Source organism: Paraburkholderia sp. J10-1, from assembly GCF_905220165.1.
Classification (GTDB): Bacteria; Pseudomonadota; Gammaproteobacteria; order Burkholderiales; family Burkholderiaceae; genus Paraburkholderia.
In genome coordinates this window covers 95,194-112,932 of sequence record NZ_CAJMYW010000006.1, presented here as the reverse complement: position 1 = coordinate 112,932, position 17,739 = coordinate 95,194, and the positions used below count along the sequence as shown (strand labels likewise).

Genomic DNA, 17,739 nt, shown 5'->3' with positions numbered 1-17,739 from the left:
CGGGCATGGCCGCCATGAAACACTTCCCGAAACTGCTCTCCTCGCAGATCGGCTTCGATGTCGCGCAGACCATGCTCGACGGCTTCAACCGTCACTACCGCAACTTCTGCGAAGCGGCCGTGCGGGCGCGCACGCTCTTCGAAGCCGCCGACTGGCATGCGCTGCAGCAACTCGCGCGCGAACGTATCGCTTCGTATGACGAACGCGTGAAGGAGTGCGTGGTCGTGCTCGAAGACGAATACAGTGCCGAGAGCATCGACGGCGAAGTCTGGCAGCAGATCAAACTGCACTACATCGGCCTCCTTACGACGCACCGGCAGCCCGAATGCGCGGAGACGTTCTTCAACTCCGTGTGCTGCAAGATCCTGCACCGCTCGTACTTCAACAACGATTTCATCTTCGTGCGGCCTGCCATCTCGACGGAATACATCGAGAACGACGAACCTGCCGCGAAGCCCACCTACCGTGCGTACTATCCGGGCAAGGACGGCCTCGCAGCGACGCTCGAGCGCATCGTCACGAACTTCCAGCTGGAAACGCCCTTCGAAGACCTCGGGCGCGACGTCGACTGCATCATGCAGACCATGCTCGACACCTTCGGCGTGGTCGAGCCCAAGCCGAACTTCCAGATTCACGTGCTTTCGTCGCTGTTTTTCCGGCACAAAGGCGCGTATATCGTCGGGCGCATCATCAACGGCGATCTGCTTGCGCCGTTCGTCGTGCCGGTGCGTCACGTGGAGGCGGGCAAGCTCGCGTTGGACACGGTGCTGCTGCGCCTCGAGCAACTGCTCATCCTCTTCAGCTTTTCGCACTCGTATTTTCTGGTGGACATGAACGTGCCGTCCGCCTACGTGGAGTTTCTGCGCACGATCATGCCGCGCAAGGCCAAGGGCGAGATCTACACGTCGCTCGGGTTGCAGAAGCAGGGCAAGAACCTGTTCTATCGCGACTTGCTGCACCACCTCAGGCATTCGAGCGACCGGTTCATCATCGCGCCCGGCATACGCGGCATGGTGATGATCGTGTTCACGCTGCCTTCGTTTCCGTACGTGTTCAAGGTCATCAAGGACAGCTTTCCCGCGCCCAAGGAAACCACGCGCGAGCAGGTGGTGCAGAAGTATCAGCTCGTGAAGCGCCACGATCGCCTTGGGCGGCTTGCCGACACGCTCGAATATTCGAGCGTCGCGCTACCTGTTGCGCGCCTTGACGAAGCGCTCGTGCGCGAACTGGAAACGCTTGCGCCGTCGATGATCGAGTACGAGGGCGACAACCTCGTCATCCGCCATGTCTACATCGAGCGGCGCATGGTGCCGCTCAATCTCTATCTGCAGAACGGCAGCGACGCCGAAGTCGAGCACGGCATTCGCGAATACGGCAATGCGATTAAAGACCTGCTGCGCGCGAACATCTTTCCGGGCGACATGCTCTACAAGAATTTCGGCGTGACGCGCAACGGCCGCGTGGTGTTCTACGACTACGACGAGATCGAATATCTCACCGATTGCAACGTGCGTGCCGTGCCGCCGCCGCGTAATGAGGAAGACGAATTATCGGGCGAGACATGGTATCCGGTCGGCCCTCGCGATATTTTTCCCGAGACGTACGGCACCTTCCTGCTCGGCGACCCGCGCGTGAAGCGCGCGTTTCTCGCGCATCACGCAGATTTCTTCGAGCCCGCGCTCTGGCAGGAGAGCCGCGCGAAGCTCATCGCGGGCGAGGTGCCGGACTGCTTTCCCTACGACGCATCGATACGGTTTAGCGTGCGTTACCCCGAACGATTCGCGCGTGACGACGCGCCGGTGGTGCGCTTCGCTTGAGCGCGGCTAACGAGTCAAAACGGATTCACAAGGATTCACAAGGATTCAAGCGGATTCATCAAGGAGCAGAAACATGAGTGAGACACAAAAGCAGGACGCCATCGTGATCGTTTCGGCGGCGCGTACGCCGATGGCGGGTTTTCAGGGCGATTTCGCATCGCTCACCGCGCCGCAGCTCGGCGCGGCAGCGATCGCGGCGGCGGTCGAGCGCGCGGGCCTGAAGCCTGAGCAGGTCGACGAGGTCGTGATGGGCTGCGTGCTGCCCGCAGGGCAGGGCCAGGCGCCCGCGCGCCAGGCGGCGCTCGGCGCGGGGCTCCCGCTTGCCGCCGGTGCGACGACTGTCAACAAGATGTGCGGCTCGGGCATGCGCGCGGCGATGTTCGCGCATGACATGCTGCTGGCGGGCTCGGCCGATGTGATCGTCGCGGGCGGCATGGAGAGCATGTCGAACGCGCCTTACCTGTTGCCGAAGGCGCGCGCCGGCATGCGTATGGGCCACGGCCAGGTGCTCGATCACATGTTCCTCGACGGTCTCGAAGACGCCTATGACAAGGGCCGCCTGATGGGCACGTTCGCGGAAGAATGCGCGGGCGAGTTCGACTTTTCACGCGAGCGCCAGGACGCGTTCGCGATCGAGTCGCTCAAGCGCGCGAAGCGTGCGAACGAGGACGGTTCGTTCGCGTGGGAAATCGCGCCGGTGAAGGTCGCCTCGCGTGCGGGTGAAACGACCATCGAGCGCGACGAGCAGCCGTTCAAGGCCAACCTCGACAAGATCCCGACGCTCAAGCCCGCGTTCAGCAAGACCGGCACGGTGACGGCGGCGAACTCGTCGTCGATCTCGGACGGTGCGGCGGCGCTCGTGATGATGCGGGAATCGACGGCGAAGCAGCTCGGCCTCACGCCGCTCGCACGCGTGACGGGCCATTCCACCTTCGCGCAACAGCCCGCGAAGTTCACGACCGCGCCGGTGGGCGCGATCACGAAACTGTTCGAGAAGACCGGCTGGAAAGCGAGCGACGTCGATCTCTACGAGATCAACGAGGCTTTCGCCGTGGTCACGATGGCTGCGATGAAGGAGCACGATCTGCCGCACGAGAAGGTCAATGTGAACGGCGGCGCGTGTGCGCTCGGTCATCCGATCGGCGCGTCGGGGGCACGCATTCTCGTGACGCTGATCGGCGCGTTGCGCGCCCGCGGCGGCAAACGCGGCGTGGCGACGCTGTGCATCGGCGGCGGAGAAGCCACGGCGATGGGCGTCGAACTGCTGTAGGCTAGCGCCAGGTGAAGCGCGCCGCGTCGAGAGCGGCGAGGCGGCGCGCTGCAGCGTTTCAATGCACGGACAAAAAAGGTGACGAGATGAAAACAGCGTTGATCGTGGGCGCGTCGCGAGGCCTGGGTCTCGAGTTCGCGCGGCAGTATGCGAAGGCCGGCTGGCGCGTGCTGGCCACGGCGCGCGGGCCCGAAGCGCTCGAAGCCTTGCGCGCAATCGGCGCGCAGACCTTCCAGCTCGACATCGCGCGGCCCGAGGAAATCGAAGCGCTCGGCTTGAAGCTCGACGGCGTGCGGCTCGACGTGGCGCTCGTCGTCTCGGGTGTTTATGGCCCGCGCACCGAAGGCGTGGAAACCATCACGGCCGAAGACTTCGAATATGTGATGAACACCAACGTGCGCGGCCCGATGCAACTGATTCCGATCCTGCTGCCGCTCGTCGACGAGGCCCACGGTGTGCTCGCCGTGCTGTCGAGCCGCATGGGCAGTATTGCGGAGACCACGGGCACGACGGGCTGGCTCTATCGCGCGAGCAAGGCCGCGCTCAACGACGTGCTGAAAATCACCTCGCTGCAAACGCGCCGCGCCACCTGCGTCGCGCTTCATCCGGGCTGGGTGCGCACCGACATGGGCGGCGCGCACGCGGCGATCGACCCGGAGGCGAGCGTCGCCGGCATGCGCGAGGTGGTGGCCGAGGCGGCCGCTGCGCGCGACGTCTTCAATGGCCGCTTCTTCCAGTACGACGGCACGGAACTCGACTGGTAAGCCTGGTAAAGCGCCGCTTGTCTGCGCTACGCTTGCGGGTTCTCGCAACGGAGCCCTGACTCATGAACGCTGAAACCGCCCGCGGTACCGGGAAAACCACCCGCCCCGCAGATTGTCCCTGCGGCGGCGCTGCGCCCAACCAGAAGCCGGGCGCGAGGGCGCCGCGCTTCGCGCAGTGCTGTGGCCGCTTCATCGACGACGCTGCGGTGCCCGCCACGGCGCTCGAATTGATGCGCTCGCGCTACACGGCGTATGCACTGGGCGACGAAGCGTACTTGCGCTCGACGTGGGCGAGCGAGACCTGCCCCGCCGATCTCGACGTGGACCCCGCGGCCGTTGGCGCCCCGCGCTGGCTCGGACTTGCCGTCAAGCGCCACGAACAACGCGACGACACGCATGCGATCGTCGAATTTGTCGCGCGCTACAAGACGGGCGGCCGCGCGTTCCGGCTGCACGAAACAAGCCGCTTCACGCGCGGCGAGGACGGCCGCTGGCGTTACGTTGACGGCGAAGTTTCATCAAGCTAACGAATAACTGACTGCCGCCGTAATTTGCCGGCGCGAGTTCCCACCCCGGTTCGTCGTCATGGCGCCGGAAATAATGCCTTTGCAAACAAGCGCTTACTGAGCAATCGCGCGGCTGTTGTCCGCGCGCGACGCTCGCCTCCCGGACCTTTTTAAAAATTCCCGCGTTCGCGACTGATCGAAAGCCGCGTGTGCGCCATGCTTCATAGGGCCGCGCGCGGTTGGCATGCCTTATGCCGGGTTACCCCTGAATTGCACAACAAATATTTGTCGTGCGAGTATCTAATCACGGTGCCCTGCACAATACGTAAGTGCATAGTGAAAAACCTTTTTCACGCATGCATGTATTGACTGCAAATGGGTGCTGGCGGCGGGTCTGATCGACGATAGAACTGCGCCGCGCAGGTGTTCTGATCGATGCAATCCCACGTGACGGGTCACACGCCCGCTCCTGGTCTCGCGACCATGAGCAACGGTGTCTCGTTGTGCCCTGAAACGGGCGAAGCACGGGTAATGATCGGACGGTTGGCGGATTCACAGCAGCAGGTCTTTTGCAGGTGGTGTAGCGCATGGCGTTCAGGAAGCTCCTTACCGGATGGGTCGTAGCCGGCACCGCGTGTGTGCTTTCGGTTGCGCACGCAGCGTCGCTTTCCGATCCGGCAAATGCGAGCGCGAACCCGCAACTCGCCGCCAACACTTCCGCAGCGCATTCTGCCAGTCTCGCGGGCGGTCCCCTCGGCAGCGCCAACGTGCCGCGTATTGCGCTCGACGACGCGTATCTGCCCGTCGTGCCCGCCAGCATGAACGAGCAGGTGATCCGCGTTCCCGTCGACGCCTCCGGCGACGTCACGCTCGAAACCACGATCTATCGCCCGAACGGCCCCGGCCCGTTCCCGATGGTGATCTTCAACCACGGCAAGATTCCCGGCGACCCGCACCTCCAGGCGCGCAGCGACCCGCTTTCGTTCGCGCGCGAATTCGTGCGCCGCGGCTATGTCGTCGTCGCGCCGAACCGCCAGGGCTTCGCGGATTCGGGCGGCTCGTATCAGCAGGACGGTTGCGATGTTGCGAGCAACGGCCTCGGCCAGGCGGCCGATGTCGCTTCGACCATCGCCTACATGTCGAAGCAACCCTATGTGGACGCAACCCAGATCATCGTCGCGGGCACCTCGCACGGTGGCCTGGCGACCATGGCCTATGGCACCGAGGCGGCGAGCGGCGTGCGGGCGCTCATCAACTTCTCGGGCGGTCTGCGCCAGGACGCCTGCACGGGCTGGCAAAACAACCTGACCCAGGCGTTCGGCGACTACGGCGGCAAGGCTCGCGTGGCCTCGCTCTGGCTCTACGGCGACAACGACTCGGTCTGGTCGCCCGATCTCGTCACGAAGATGTTCGCCGCTTACCGCGACGCGCAAACGGGTGAGGACCACCCGGCCGCGACGGCGAAGCTCGTGGACTTCGGCGCGTACAAGAACGATGCGCATCGCCTCGTGGGCGATCGCGATGGTGTGAAGATCTGGTGGCCCACGGTCGAGGCGTTCCTCGCCAACCGTGGCTTGCCGACGGCGGTGCAGTATCGCGTGGCCACACAGGCTGCCCCCCGCGGCACCGGCTTCGCGCAGATCGACTCGGTCGGCGCGGTGCCGTTCGTCGATCAGGCTGGCCGCGACGGCTATCGCAACTTCCTCAAGCAGTATCCGAGCCGCGCATTCGCGGTGTCCGACTCCGGCGCATGGTCGTGGGCCGAAGGCGGCGACAATCCGATGGCCGTGGCGATCTCGAACTGCGAAAAGCACAGCTCCGATCCGTGCCGTCTGTACGCCGTGAACAATACGGTGGTCTGGAACAACGGCGGCACGCAGACCGCTCAGAACGTCGACAGCGACACGACGCGCGCCACGGCGGACAACGACAACGCCGACGAGAGCGACCACGCACTGGCGAGCCGCTAAGCGTTGGCATCCGGCTGCTGCCGGGTTCAAATTCCGATCACTGCAGTACAGCGCGGCCCCAATGCGGGCCGCTTTGCTTTTCATTCCCCTCAAGCCATTTCCTCGCACGCAATCCCATCGCGGCGCGCCATATCGTCTGACCTTCGCACACCTGCGTACTTACCACGCGCGCCAAAAATATCCGTTACGCCGTCCCGCGTTCTGTAATTTCGCACCGCGGCGCAGATTTTTTTGCATAAGGCGGGTTCACTTTGCCGTCGTCATCTCCGCGCATTTCTGGTCTTTGTTTTTCATCGGTCACGAGTTGTCCCGAACGGCTCGAAACGCCGTGCCGTCGGGCGTTCGAGGGCGATTTCAGGGGTAGTGCATTGCGGCAGCGAACACGTTAATCTCGGTCCCGCTGTCGTATCGGGAGTCGTATTTGAATTCGCAATCGCACACTGCGCACCCCGCGCACCTTGCCCGCGAAGACCGCGGCGCGACCGACTGGGTCGCTCGCAGCCTGCGCGCCGTGTGGCACCCCTGCACCCAGATGAAACATCACGAGCGCCTGCCGCTCGTGGCCGTCGCGCGGGGCGAGGGCCCGTGGCTTCATGACCGCGAAGGCCTTCGTTATCTGGACGCGATCAGTTCGTGGTGGGTGAACCTCTTTGGCCACGCCAATCCTGCGATCAATGCCGCGCTCAAGGCGCAGCTCGACACGCTCGAGCACGTCATGCTCGCGGGCTGCACGCACGAGCCCGCCGTGGAGCTTGCCGAGCGTCTTTCGGCGCGCACGGGCGGCGTGCTCGGCCATGCGTTCTTCGCTTCCGATGGCGCGTCGGCCGTCGAAATCGCGCTCAAGATGAGCTTCCACTCGTGGCGCAACCGCGGCGAGAGCGACAAGCGCGAATTCGTCTGCCTGGCCAATAGCTATCACGGCGAAACTATCGGTGCGCTCGGCGTGACCGATGTGAAGCTCTTCAGGGATGCTTACGATCCACTGCTGCATCATGCGCATGTGGTCGCTTCACCCGACGCGCGCGCCACGCAGCCCGGCGAAACGGCGGCGGATGTCGCGGCGCGCGCGCTGGCCGATGTCGAGCGTCTTTTCATCGAGCGCGAAGGCCGCATCGCCGCGCTGATCGTCGAGCCGCTCGTGCAATGCGCGGCCGGCATGGCGATGCACGATCCCGCGTATCTCAAGGGCCTGCGTGCACTATGCGACCGTCACCGCGTGCACCTGATCGCAGACGAAATCGCCGTGGGCTGCGGGCGTACCGGCACTTTCTTCGCGTGCGAGCAGGCCGACATCTGGCCCGATCTGCTGACGCTTTCGAAGGGCATTAGCGGCGGATATCTGCCACTTTCGATCGTGCTGTCGCGCGACGCCATCTACGCGTCGTTCTACGACGACGACACCACGCGCGGTTTCCTCCATTCGCACTCGTACACGGGCAATCCGCTCGCGTGCCGTGCCGCGCTCGCCACGCTCGACCTGTTCGAGCGCGACGACGTGCTCGTTGCGAACGCGCGCAAATCGGCACAACTGCGCGCGCTGTTCGAGCCGTTCGCCGCGCACCCGCTCGTGCGCAACCTGCGCCAGTGCGGCACGATCCTCGCGTTCGACGTAGCGCTCGCCGACCCGCAGCGCGCAGCGACGTTCTCGCGCCGCTTCTTCGAAAACGCGCTGCAGCGCGAACTGCTGCTGCGCCCGATAGGCACGACGGTTTATGTCATGCCGCCATATATTCTGGACAACGAAATGCAGGCGTTCCTCGCAACACGCACGCGCGAGACCTTCGACGCCACCGTCGCGGAGGACCTCTGATATGGCGCATCACAATCTGTTGCTCGAAACCCTCGAACAGGGCTTGCGCGACATCGACGCGCGCGGCCTGCGCCGCCGCCGGCGCACCGCCGACACGCCGTGCAGCGCCCACATGCAGGTGGACGGCCGCGCGACTATCGGCTTTGCCAGCAACGACTATCTCGGTCTCGCCGCGCATCCTCAACTGGCCGCGGCCATCGCCGAAGGCGCGCAACGCTACGGCGCGGGTAGTGGCGGCTCGCATCTGCTGGGCGGCCACTCGCGCGCGCATGCGCAACTCGAAGACGATCTCGCAGCATTCGCAGGTACCTTCGTCGATGCACCGCGCGCGTTGTACTTCAGCACCGGCTACATGGCGAATCTGGCCGTGCTCACGGCGCTCGCGGGTCGCGGCACGACGATCTTCTCCGACGCGCTCAACCACGCCTCGCTGATCGACGGCGCACGGCTCTCGCGCGCCGACGTCCAGATCTATCCGCATGCCGATATGGCAGCGCTTGCTTCGATGCTCGAAAGCTCGGACGCGAGCGCGAAAGTGATCGTGAGCGACACGGTGTTCAGCATGGACGGCGATATCGCGCCGCTCGCGCGCCTCGTCGAACTCGCGGAAAAACATGGCGCCTGGCTCGTGGTCGACGACGCGCACGGCTTCGGCGTGCTCGGCCCGCAGGGCCGCGGCGCGCCGGCGCAAGCCGCGCTGCGTTCGGAACATCTCGTGATGGTCGGTACGCTCGGCAAGGCGGCCGGCGTTTCGGGCGCGTTCATCTGCGCGCACGGCACCGTGATCGAATGGCTCGTGCAGCGCGCGCGTCCGTATATCTTCACGACAGCTTCGTCGCCGGCGGTGGCGCATGCGGTGTCCGCGAGCCTGCGTCTGATCGGGGGCGAGGAGGGCGATGCGCGCCGCGCGCATCTCAAGCATTTGATTGGCCGCACGCGTTCGCTCCTGCAGGAAACCTGCTGGCAGCCCGTCGATTCGCATACCGCCGTGCAGCCGCTCGTCATCGGCGCCAACGAAGCGACGCTCTCGCTGCAGGCCAAGCTCGAGGGCGACGGCCTGTGGGTGCCGGCCATCCGTCCGCCCACCGTGCCCGAGGGCACGTCGCGCCTGCGTATTTCGCTCTCCGCGGCACATTCGGATGCGGACCTCGACCGGCTGAACGCATCGCTGCAACGCGCGAGCCTCGAAGCACGCGCAAACGCGCAGGAGTTCGCGCAATGACGGTTTCGCTTTTCGTCACCGGCACCGATACCGAGATCGGCAAGACCTTCGTGAGCGCCGCGCTCTTGCGCGGCTTCGCCCACGCGGGGCTGCGCGCGACCGCGCTCAAGCCGATCGCCGCGGGCGCGTACGAGCGCGACGGCGTCTGGCACAACGAGGACGCCGATCAGCTCGACGCCGCCGCGAGCGTGCTGCTGCCGCCGGAGATGCGCACGCCGTTCCTGCTCAAGGAGCCCGCCGCGCCGCATATCGCCGCTGCGCTCGAAGGGGTGACGCTCGACATGGCGCGTATCGTCGATGCTTACCGCGCGGCTCGCGAGCGCGCGGATGCCATCGTCGTGGAAGGCGTGGGCGGCTTTCGCGTGCCGCTCACGGCGACCGAAGACACCGCCGATCTCGCCGTCGCGCTCGGTCTGCCCGTGGTGCTCGTGGTGGGCATGCGCCTTGGCTGCATCAGCCACGCGCTGCTTACGGCCGAAGCGATTGCCGCGCGCGGATTGAAGCTCGCGGGCTGGGTCGCGAACCGGATCGACCCGGCCATGACGTTCCCCGAAGAAAACATCGAAGCGCTGCGCGAGCGCCTCGCCGCCCAGTACGGCGCGCCGCTCGTCGGCGTTGTGCCGCATATGCCCGGCGCGAGCGCCGATGACGCAGCAGAACATCTGAACATCGACGCGTTGCTAGCGCGCTTGCGCGCCGACGCTTGACGCACATTCAAGCACAGTCACGTAAAGAAGGACCACGACACCATGACGCAAACCCACATCGACATTACTTCGCTGAAGGCGACCGCGCCGAGCGCCCACGCCGCCGCTGAAGCCGCCGCGCGCTGGAAGGTCGCCGACGTCGCCGCGCTCTACGAGCTGCCGTTCAACGACCTGATGTTCCGCGCGCAGCAGGTGCATCGCGAGCATTTCGACGCGAACGCCGTGCAGCTTTCCACGCTCCTCTCGATCAAGACCGGCGGCTGCGAGGAAGATTGCGCGTACTGCCCGCAGTCGTCGCACTACGAAACCGAACTCGAAGCCGGCAAGCTCATGGCCGTGGACGCTGTGCTGGAAGCCGCGCGTGCGGCCAAGTCCAACGGCGCGACGCGCTTTTGCATGGGCGCGGCGTGGCGCAATCCGAAGGATCGCCATCTGGAGCCGATCAAGGACATGATTCGCGGCGTGAAGGCGATGGGTCTGGAAACCTGCGTGACGCTCGGCATGCTCGAAGATCACCAGGCGAAGGAACTTGCCGATGCGGGCCTCGACTACTACAACCACAACCTCGATACGTCGCCGGAGTACTACGGCAAGATCATCACGACGCGCACTTACGAGGACCGTCTGGAGACGCTCGAACGCGTGCGCGACGCGGGCATCAACGTGTGCTGCGGCGGCATTGTCGGCATGGGCGAGTCGCGCCGCGAGCGCGCGGGCCTGATCGCGCAGCTTGCGAACATGGAGCCGTACCCGGAGTCGGTGCCCATCAACAATCTCGTGCAGGTCTCGGGCACGCCGCTCGAAGGCACCGATCCGATCGACCCGTTCGAGTTCGTGCGCACGATCGCCGTGGCGCGCATCACGATGCCCAAGGCGATGGTGCGCCTCTCGGCGGGCCGCGAGCAGATGGACGACGCGCTCCAGGCACTGTGCTTCATGGCCGGCGCGAACTCGATTTTCTACGGCGACCAGCTGCTCACCACGAGCAATCCGCAAGCGGAAGCCGACCGCAAGCTGCTGCAGCGTCTGGGCATCACGGCGCAGGCCGCGCAGCACCTGCCCGCTGACGACCACGAACGTCACGGTCATCACGACCATTCGCACGGCGGCTGCGGCCACTGCGAGTAACACCGCGCAAGTTGCCGGAAGCAAAAACGCCACGCTGCGAAGCGTGGCGTTTTTCATTGCGCGGGGATGCGAAGTGCGGCGCCTTAAGCGTAGGCCGCGCGACGACGCCCCGCGACCACGAGATAGCACAGTGCGCCGATCACGAGCGACGGCAGCGTCGCGCCGAGGTTCGGCAGCCACTGGTTGAGCGCCTGATACGCGCCGAAGCCGACCGCCCAGGCAACGAACGCGCTCACGTGCCAGCCGCCCGAATAGCCATACACGCCGTTCAGGTCGGCGAGCGCCTGCGGATCGATACGGCGACGGCGCACGATGAAGTGATCGGCGAGCACCACGCCAAAGAGCGGCGCGAACACCGAGCCGATGAAGAGCAGGAAGTTCTCGTATTTCGCCATCGGCACGACGAGGCCGATCAGCGTGCACAGCGCGCCGAAGGCTGCCGAGAGCCAGGGCACGCTGGCGCGCGTCCAGAACGTGCCGGTCGAGACGGCGGCCGAGTGAATATCGGCGAACGCATTGTCGATTTCGTCGATCAGTACGAGCAGCAGCGCGAAGCCGCCGCCGGCCTGCGCGAGCGCCGTGGTGAGGAGCGCGTCGCCGCCGCCCGCAGCCAGCCCGTACACGGCGCCGAGCGCATAGAACCAGAGGTTCGCGATGCCATAGCCGAACAGCGTGCCGCGGAAGGTTTCGCCCGCTTTGCGGCCAAAACGCGTGTAGTCGGCGATGAGCGGCAGCCACGAGAGCGGCATCGCCACCACGAGGTCGATGGCGCTGCCAAACGGCATTTCGCCCGTGCCGGGGCGGCGCATCAGCGCGCCAAGGTCCTGCTTGACGAGCAGGCTCCACGTGAGCCACGCCGCGCCCGCGAGCAGCAGCCAGATGCCCCACGTGCGCAGGAAGCGCCGCACGAACGAGAGCGGGCCGCTCACGGCGAGCAGCGTAGCGAGCACGCCGAAGATCACGGTCCAGACGAGCGGCATCGACAGGCCGAAGGCCTGTTTGGCGAGCGCATCGGCGGAATCGCGCATCACGATGATCTCGAACGAGCCCCAGCCCACGAGCTGCACCATGTTGATGACGGCCGGCACCGACACGCCACGAACGCCGAGCGTCGGGCGCAGCGACGCCATGGCGGCAAGGCCCGTATCCGTGCCGATCACGCCCGCGAGCGCGAGCAGCACGACGCCGATCACGCTGCCGATGGCGATGGCCACCAGCGCGTGCGGCAGCGACAGGCCCGGCACGAGCAGTGCGCCCGCCTGCGCGACCAGCAGGCCGATGCCGAGCGAAAACCACAGCGCGAAGGCGTCGCCGGTGCGGAACTGCCGGCGCGCGTCGGGTACGGGCACGTTCGGCGCGTAGGTGGAGCCGGCCTCGCCGGCGTGCGAATCTTGAGTCATGTGGAACGCTTTCCTCTGTGTCGTGTGTTTTGTCTGTTTTATCCGGGCTCGTCAGCATGAGCGGCTCGGCCCGCGCTTCGCGCCGCGGCACTCGCTGTCATAATGCACGACTGCATCCGGTGCGGCAGGCCGTTTTGTAGTGTCGGACGTTGTGTCCCCGAATCTGCGGCTGACCAGGCAACCTGGGCAGCTCACGCTCGGCCAGCCGGAAAGCCGTCATTATCGCGAAAACGTCATGTTTGAAGAAACCCGTGCCAACGTCCCGCTCGCCGAACGGCTGCGTCCGCGCTCCATCGACGAGGTTATCGGCCAGAAGCATCTGCTCGGGCCCAACAAGCCGCTGCGCGTCGCGTTCGAGTCCGGCGAAGCGCATTCGATGATCCTCTGGGGGCCGCCGGGCGTGGGCAAGACCACGCTCGCGCGCCTCATGGCCGATGCGTTCCACGCCGAATTCATCGCGCTCTCCGCCGTGCTCTCGGGCGTGAAGGACATCCGCGAGGCCGTGGAGCAGGCGCAGCTGCATCGTGCGCGTGGCCACCAGACGCTCGTGTTCGTCGACGAGGTGCATCGCTTCAACAAGAGCCAGCAAGACGCCTTTCTGCCCCATGTGGAGTCGGGCCTCTTTGTGTTCATCGGCGCGACGACGGAAAACCCGTCGTTCGAAGTGAACAGCGCGTTGCTCTCGCGCGCGGCCGTGTACGTGCTCAAGAGCCTCGACGAGGAGGAGCAGGGTGAACTGCTTGCGCGCGCGAGCGAGGAGCTGGGCGGCCTGACTTTCACCGACGAGGCGAAAAAGGCGCTGATCGGTTCCGCTGACGGCGATGGCCGCAAGCTCCTGAACAACCTCGAAATCGTCGCGCGCGCGGCCGCGCAGCAAAAGAAGACCGAGATCGACGGCGAGCTGCTCGGCAGCGCGCTGGCCGAAAACCTGCGCCGCTTCGACAAGGGCGGCGACGCGTTCTACGACCAGATCAGCGCATTGCACAAGTCGGTGCGCGGCAGCAACCCGGACGGCGCGCTCTACTGGTTCTGCCGCATGCTGGATGGCGGCGCCGATCCGCGTTATCTCGCGCGGCGCATCGTGCGCATGGCGTGGGAGGACATCGGGCTCGCCGACCCGCGCGCCGGGCGTATCACGCTCGACGCCGCCGAGACCTACGAGCGTCTGGGCTCGCCCGAAGGCGAGCTCGCGCTCGCGCAGGCCGTGATCTATCTGGCCGTCGCGCCGAAGTCGAACGCGGGCTACAACGCCTATAACGAGGCGCGGCGCTTCGTGAGCAAGGACCAGTCGCGCGCGGTGCCCATCCATCTGCGCAACGCGCCGACCAAGCTCATGAAGGAACTGGGCTACGGCCACGAATATCGCTATGCGCACGACGAGCCCGACGCCTACGCGGCCGGCGAGACTTACCTGCCCGACGGCATGCGCGAGCCGCGCTGGTATCAGCCCACGCCGCGCGGGCTCGAAGGCAAGATCGGCGAAAAGCTCGCGCGCCTCGCCGACCTCGACGCGCAATGGCGCGACGAGCATCGCGACGAAATCCGCGAAAGGAAGCGCAAAGGCTGATGCCAGTCCCGCCGGGATGCCCCGGCCGGTGCGCTAAAATCGTCCCTTCACACAACGAAACTGCGTCTCACAATCCCATGCTCGACATCCAGCTGCTGCGCAAAGACCTCGACGGCGTCGCGAAGCGCCTCGCCGACCGCGGCTACACCCTCGACGTCGCCGCCTTCTCCGCGCTCGAAGCGGAACGCCGCGCCATCCAGACCCGCACCGAAGAGCTCCAGGCACGCCGCAACAGCCTGTCGAAGCAGATCGGCGCGATGAAAGGCCGCGGCGAGGACACCTCGGCGGTCATGGCCGAAGTGGGCGGCATCGGCGACGAGATGAAGACGTCGGCAGCCAAGCTCGACGAGATCCAGTCGAAGCTCTCGGACCTGCTGCTCGGCGTGCCGAACCTGCCGCACGAGAGCGTGCCCGCAGGCAAGGACGAGGCCGACAACGTGGAAGTGCGCCGCTGGGGCACGCCGCGCGCGTTCGACTTCGAGGTGAAGGATCACGTGGATGTCGGCACGCCGCTGGGTCTCGATTTCGAGACGGGCGCGAAGCTCTCGGGCGCGCGTTTCACGATGCTGCGCGGCCAGATCGCGCGCCTGCATCGTGCGCTGGCGCAGTTCATGATCGACACGCACACGCTCGAGCACGGCTATACGGAAACGTACACGCCGTACATCGTCAACCCGGAGATCCTGTACGGCACGGGCCAGCTGCCCAAGTTCGCCGACGACATGTTCCGCGTGGAAAAGGGCGGCGGCGAGAACACGGTCACGCAGTACCTCATTTCGACTTCGGAAATCTCGCTCACGAACACGGTGCGCGAGAGCATCGTGGAAGGCAACGCGCTGCCGATCAAGCTCACGGCGCACTCGCCGTGCTTCCGCTCGGAAGCCGGTTCGTATGGCCGCGACACGCGCGGCATGATCCGTCAGCACCAGTTCGACAAGGTCGAAATGGTGCAGATCGTTGCGCCTGAAACGTCGTACGACGCGCTCGAGCAGATGGTCGTTCACGCGGAAGCCATCCTGCGCAAGCTCGGCCTGCCGTATCGCGTCATCACGCTGTGCACGGGCGATATGGGCTTCTCGGCTTCCAAGACCTACGACCTCGAAGTGTGGCTGCCGGCGCAAAACACGTATCGCGAAATTTCGAGCTGTTCGAATACGGAAGCTTTTCAGGCGCGCCGCATGCAGGCGCGTTACCGCAACGCGCAGGGCAAGCCCGAACTCGTGCATACGCTCAACGGCTCGGGCCTCGCCGTGGGCCGCACGCTCGTTGCCGTGCTGGAGAACTATCAGGAAGCGGACGGCTCGGTCACCGTGCCGGAAGCGCTGCGGCCGTATATGGGCGGCGTGGCGCGCCTTGCAATGAGCGCCTGAGGCACTGCTTCGCGAACAGAACATGGGATTGGCTTGCCCTCGAAACTTTTTTCCAAAGAGGGCTTGCGGAATTCAAAAAATGTTCTATAATCTTCGCTTCTCTGGTCGCCGACCAAGATCAGAGAGGCAGTAAAGAGCAGTACACCGGAGAGGTGGCAGAGTGGTCGAATGTACCTGACTCGAAATCAGGCGTACGGTTTCCCCGTACCGTGGGTTCGAATCCCACCCTCTCCGCCAAATTCAGAAAACCCCTGCATGCTTAATCGCTGCAGGGGTTTTTGCTTTTCTGCGCGCGGTGCTCGCGCAGGTGCACGCACTACTGCTGCATATGCCCGCGCATCTCCAGCGCGCGCAGGTACGTTCCGGAAATCGACGACCCGCCGTGATGCACGATCTTCTCGTCGACGAGCGCCCACACCGACTTGCCTGCCGCACGCACGCGCCGGCAGAACGACAGGTCTTCCGAGAGGTACACGCCTTTTTCGCCGACCGTGTCGAAGAACGCATAGAACTTGCCGTCCGGCAGGTAGCCCGCGTATTGCGCAGGCGGGCGGTATAGCTCCGTGTGCGCCACGATCGACTCCAGCGCGTCTCGCCGCACGAGGAAGATGCCCGTGCCGATATGGCTCACCTCCGCCCAGCCATCGGACACGAAGCTGCTGCCCGCTTCGTCGGCGAGGATCGCCGTGTTGTAGTCCACCGTTTTTTCCTGCCATTCGCGCAGTGTGAGCCCCACATCGGCGGTCGTGATCTGCTTTTCCCGGTCGAAGAAGCGGTACGGGCAGGCAATGCCGGCCACCGGCTTGTCGCCGGCGATCAGGCGCAGAACCGCTTCGCGCGAGAAGTCCATGTCCGTATCGAGAAAGAGGAGATGGGTGAACTCGGGATGGCTCAAAAAATAATTCGCAAAGAAATTGCGCGCGCGGATGATATGCGACGAAGCCGTGTGGATGTACTCGAAGCCGATGCCGCGCTCCTTGAGCGTTTCCATGAGGCGGGCAAGCGCCATGGCGAAGTCGAAATGCACCGAGTTGTCGTAGGTGGGCAGCGCGATCAGGACGTTGAGCGCCGTGTTCGGAGTGGAGGCGGGGGCGGGATGACTTGAGGTCATGATCGGGCTTCCTGCTTGCGATGTAAGATATTTCTCATTTTTGACGGTGGGTTGCGCTCGAACAATCGGAGATATCTGAAAATTCCACGCCCGGCGTCATGGCGATGACGCGCCTTGCTGCGCTAGCGACGCTGCAGCGCCGGTACAATCGCTCCTTTGAATTTGCGGCGAAGCGTTCTCCAGCACACCGCCGCGCCTACTTCGGTCCACAGATGCCTATCACCTACAAGTCTGCCGACGATCTCGCCCGCCTGCGCATTTCGGGCCGGCTCGCCGCCGACGTGCTCGCGATGATCGGCGAGCACGTGAAGCCGGGCGTCTCCACCGACGACCTCGACGCCCTCTGCAACGACTACATCGTCAACACGCTCAAGGCCGTCCCGGCCAATGTCGGCTACCTCGGTTTTCCGAAGACGATCTGCACGTCCGTCAATTCCGTGGTCTGCCACGGCATTCCGAGCCGCGGCGAGGTGCTCAAGGACGGCGACATCATCAACATCGACGTGGCTGTCATCAAGGACGGCTATTTCGGGGACACGAGCCGCATGTACTGCGTCGGCACACCGAGCACGGTGGGCCGCCAGCTGATCGACACGACCTACGAAGCGATGCTCGCGGGCATCCGCCAGGTGAAGCCGGGTGCGACGCTCGGCGACGTCGGCAACGCCATCCAGAAGCGCGCGCAAAGCGATGGCTTCTCGATCGTGCGCGAGTATTGCGGCCACGGTATCGGCAAGGTCTATCACGAGGAGCCGCAGGTGCTGCACTACGGCCAGCCGGGGCAGGGCGTGCGACTGAAGCCGGGCATGGTCTTCACGATCGAGCCGATGGTCAACGCAGGCCGCGCCGGCACGACGGTGCAGCGCGACGGCTGGACGGTCGTCACCAAGGACCGCTCGCTCTCGGCGCAGTGGGAGCACATGGTTGCGGTCACCGACGACGGCTACGAACTCCTCACGCCCTGGCCGGACGGCACAGGCGCCTACGAGGCCCCGTGAGCGCGGTTGTGCGGCCTCTGCGGCCGTCTGTCAAGGATCGCGCGCGAGGCGTGGTCTGCAGGCAATTGTCAAATAAGGATTTGACTCTCAAGCCAGTTC

General features: G+C 65.2%; 14 protein-coding genes and 1 tRNA gene. 13 read left to right on the top strand and 2 right to left on the bottom strand.

The genetic code is table 11. From position 1 onward, the window contains the following. The first annotated feature begins 14 nt into the window (after window positions 1-14). The 9 genes from aceK to bioB all read left to right on the top strand — a co-directional run bounded on the left by aceK (window position 15) and on the right by bioB (window position 11,194). Window positions 15-1,817: a bifunctional isocitrate dehydrogenase kinase/phosphatase gene (gene aceK / locus U5A65_RS20095; protein WP_321947311.1), complete on the top strand. Its 1,803-nt coding sequence runs from the start codon at window positions 15-17 to the stop codon at window positions 1,815-1,817. A gap of 73 nt (window positions 1,818-1,890) precedes the next feature. After that, window positions 1,891-3,087, top strand: a complete 1,197-nt coding sequence (locus U5A65_RS20090; protein WP_158758403.1) for an acetyl-CoA C-acetyltransferase — start codon at window positions 1,891-1,893, stop codon at window positions 3,085-3,087. A gap of 86 nt (window positions 3,088-3,173) precedes the next feature. Next, window positions 3,174-3,851 (top strand): SDR family oxidoreductase, encoded by a 678-nt coding sequence (locus U5A65_RS20085; RefSeq protein WP_321913906.1) that lies wholly within the window; start codon window positions 3,174-3,176, stop codon window positions 3,849-3,851. Between the two features lie 62 nt (window positions 3,852-3,913). Continuing rightward, window positions 3,914-4,378, top strand: coding sequence for a YchJ family protein (locus U5A65_RS20080; RefSeq protein ID WP_321913905.1), 465 nt, complete (start codon window positions 3,914-3,916; stop codon window positions 4,376-4,378). A 566-nt stretch (window positions 4,379-4,944) separates the two neighbouring features. Then, window positions 4,945-6,327, top strand: coding sequence for a dienelactone hydrolase family protein (locus U5A65_RS20075; RefSeq protein WP_321913904.1), 1,383 nt, complete (start codon window positions 4,945-4,947; stop codon window positions 6,325-6,327). A gap of 421 nt (window positions 6,328-6,748) precedes the next feature. Next, complete coding sequence (gene bioA, locus U5A65_RS20070) at window positions 6,749-8,137, top strand: adenosylmethionine--8-amino-7-oxononanoate transaminase (protein ID WP_321913903.1); 1,389 nt, start codon at window positions 6,749-6,751, stop codon at window positions 8,135-8,137. A 1-nt stretch (window position 8,138) separates the two neighbouring features. Further along, window positions 8,139-9,359: an 8-amino-7-oxononanoate synthase gene (bioF, locus tag U5A65_RS20065; RefSeq protein ID WP_321913902.1), complete on the top strand. Its 1,221-nt coding sequence runs from the start codon at window positions 8,139-8,141 to the stop codon at window positions 9,357-9,359. After that, window positions 9,356-10,066 (top strand): dethiobiotin synthase, encoded by a 711-nt coding sequence (bioD, locus tag U5A65_RS20060; RefSeq protein ID WP_321947095.1) that lies wholly within the window; start codon window positions 9,356-9,358, stop codon window positions 10,064-10,066. The genes bioF and bioD overlap by 4 nt, the downstream gene beginning before the upstream one ends. A gap of 42 nt (window positions 10,067-10,108) precedes the next feature. Further along, complete coding sequence (bioB, locus tag U5A65_RS20055; RefSeq protein ID WP_321935128.1) at window positions 10,109-11,194, top strand: biotin synthase BioB; 1,086 nt, start codon at window positions 10,109-10,111, stop codon at window positions 11,192-11,194. An 83-nt stretch (window positions 11,195-11,277) separates the two neighbouring features. Here the strand turns inward: bioB and cytX are convergent, their stop codons facing one another. Next, window positions 11,278-12,594 (bottom strand): putative hydroxymethylpyrimidine transporter CytX, encoded by a 1,317-nt coding sequence (gene cytX, locus U5A65_RS20050; protein ID WP_321947094.1) that lies wholly within the window; start codon window positions 12,592-12,594, stop codon window positions 11,278-11,280. A gap of 235 nt (window positions 12,595-12,829) precedes the next feature. On the opposite strand from cytX, the gene U5A65_RS20045 reads away from it, so the two are divergent. From U5A65_RS20045 to U5A65_RS20035, 3 genes are all read left to right on the top strand, one after another. Beyond that, window positions 12,830-14,161, top strand: coding sequence for a replication-associated recombination protein A (locus U5A65_RS20045; protein WP_233882442.1), 1,332 nt, complete (start codon window positions 12,830-12,832; stop codon window positions 14,159-14,161). 77 nt (window positions 14,162-14,238) lie between these two features. Next, window positions 14,239-15,531, top strand: coding sequence for a serine--tRNA ligase (serS, locus tag U5A65_RS20040; RefSeq protein WP_321913898.1), 1,293 nt, complete (start codon window positions 14,239-14,241; stop codon window positions 15,529-15,531). 146 nt (window positions 15,532-15,677) lie between these two features. Further along, a tRNA-Ser gene (locus U5A65_RS20035) sits at window positions 15,678-15,768 on the top strand. A 79-nt stretch (window positions 15,769-15,847) separates the two neighbouring features. On the opposite strand, the gene U5A65_RS20030 is transcribed toward U5A65_RS20035, so the two are convergent. Beyond that, window positions 15,848-16,642, bottom strand: a complete 795-nt coding sequence (locus U5A65_RS20030; protein WP_321947092.1) for a hypothetical protein — start codon at window positions 16,640-16,642, stop codon at window positions 15,848-15,850. A gap of 212 nt (window positions 16,643-16,854) precedes the next feature. On the opposite strand from U5A65_RS20030, the gene map reads away from it, so the two are divergent. Further along, window positions 16,855-17,640: a type I methionyl aminopeptidase gene (gene map, locus U5A65_RS20025; protein WP_158758391.1), complete on the top strand. Its 786-nt coding sequence runs from the start codon at window positions 16,855-16,857 to the stop codon at window positions 17,638-17,640. Window positions 17,641-17,739 lie beyond the last annotated feature (99 nt).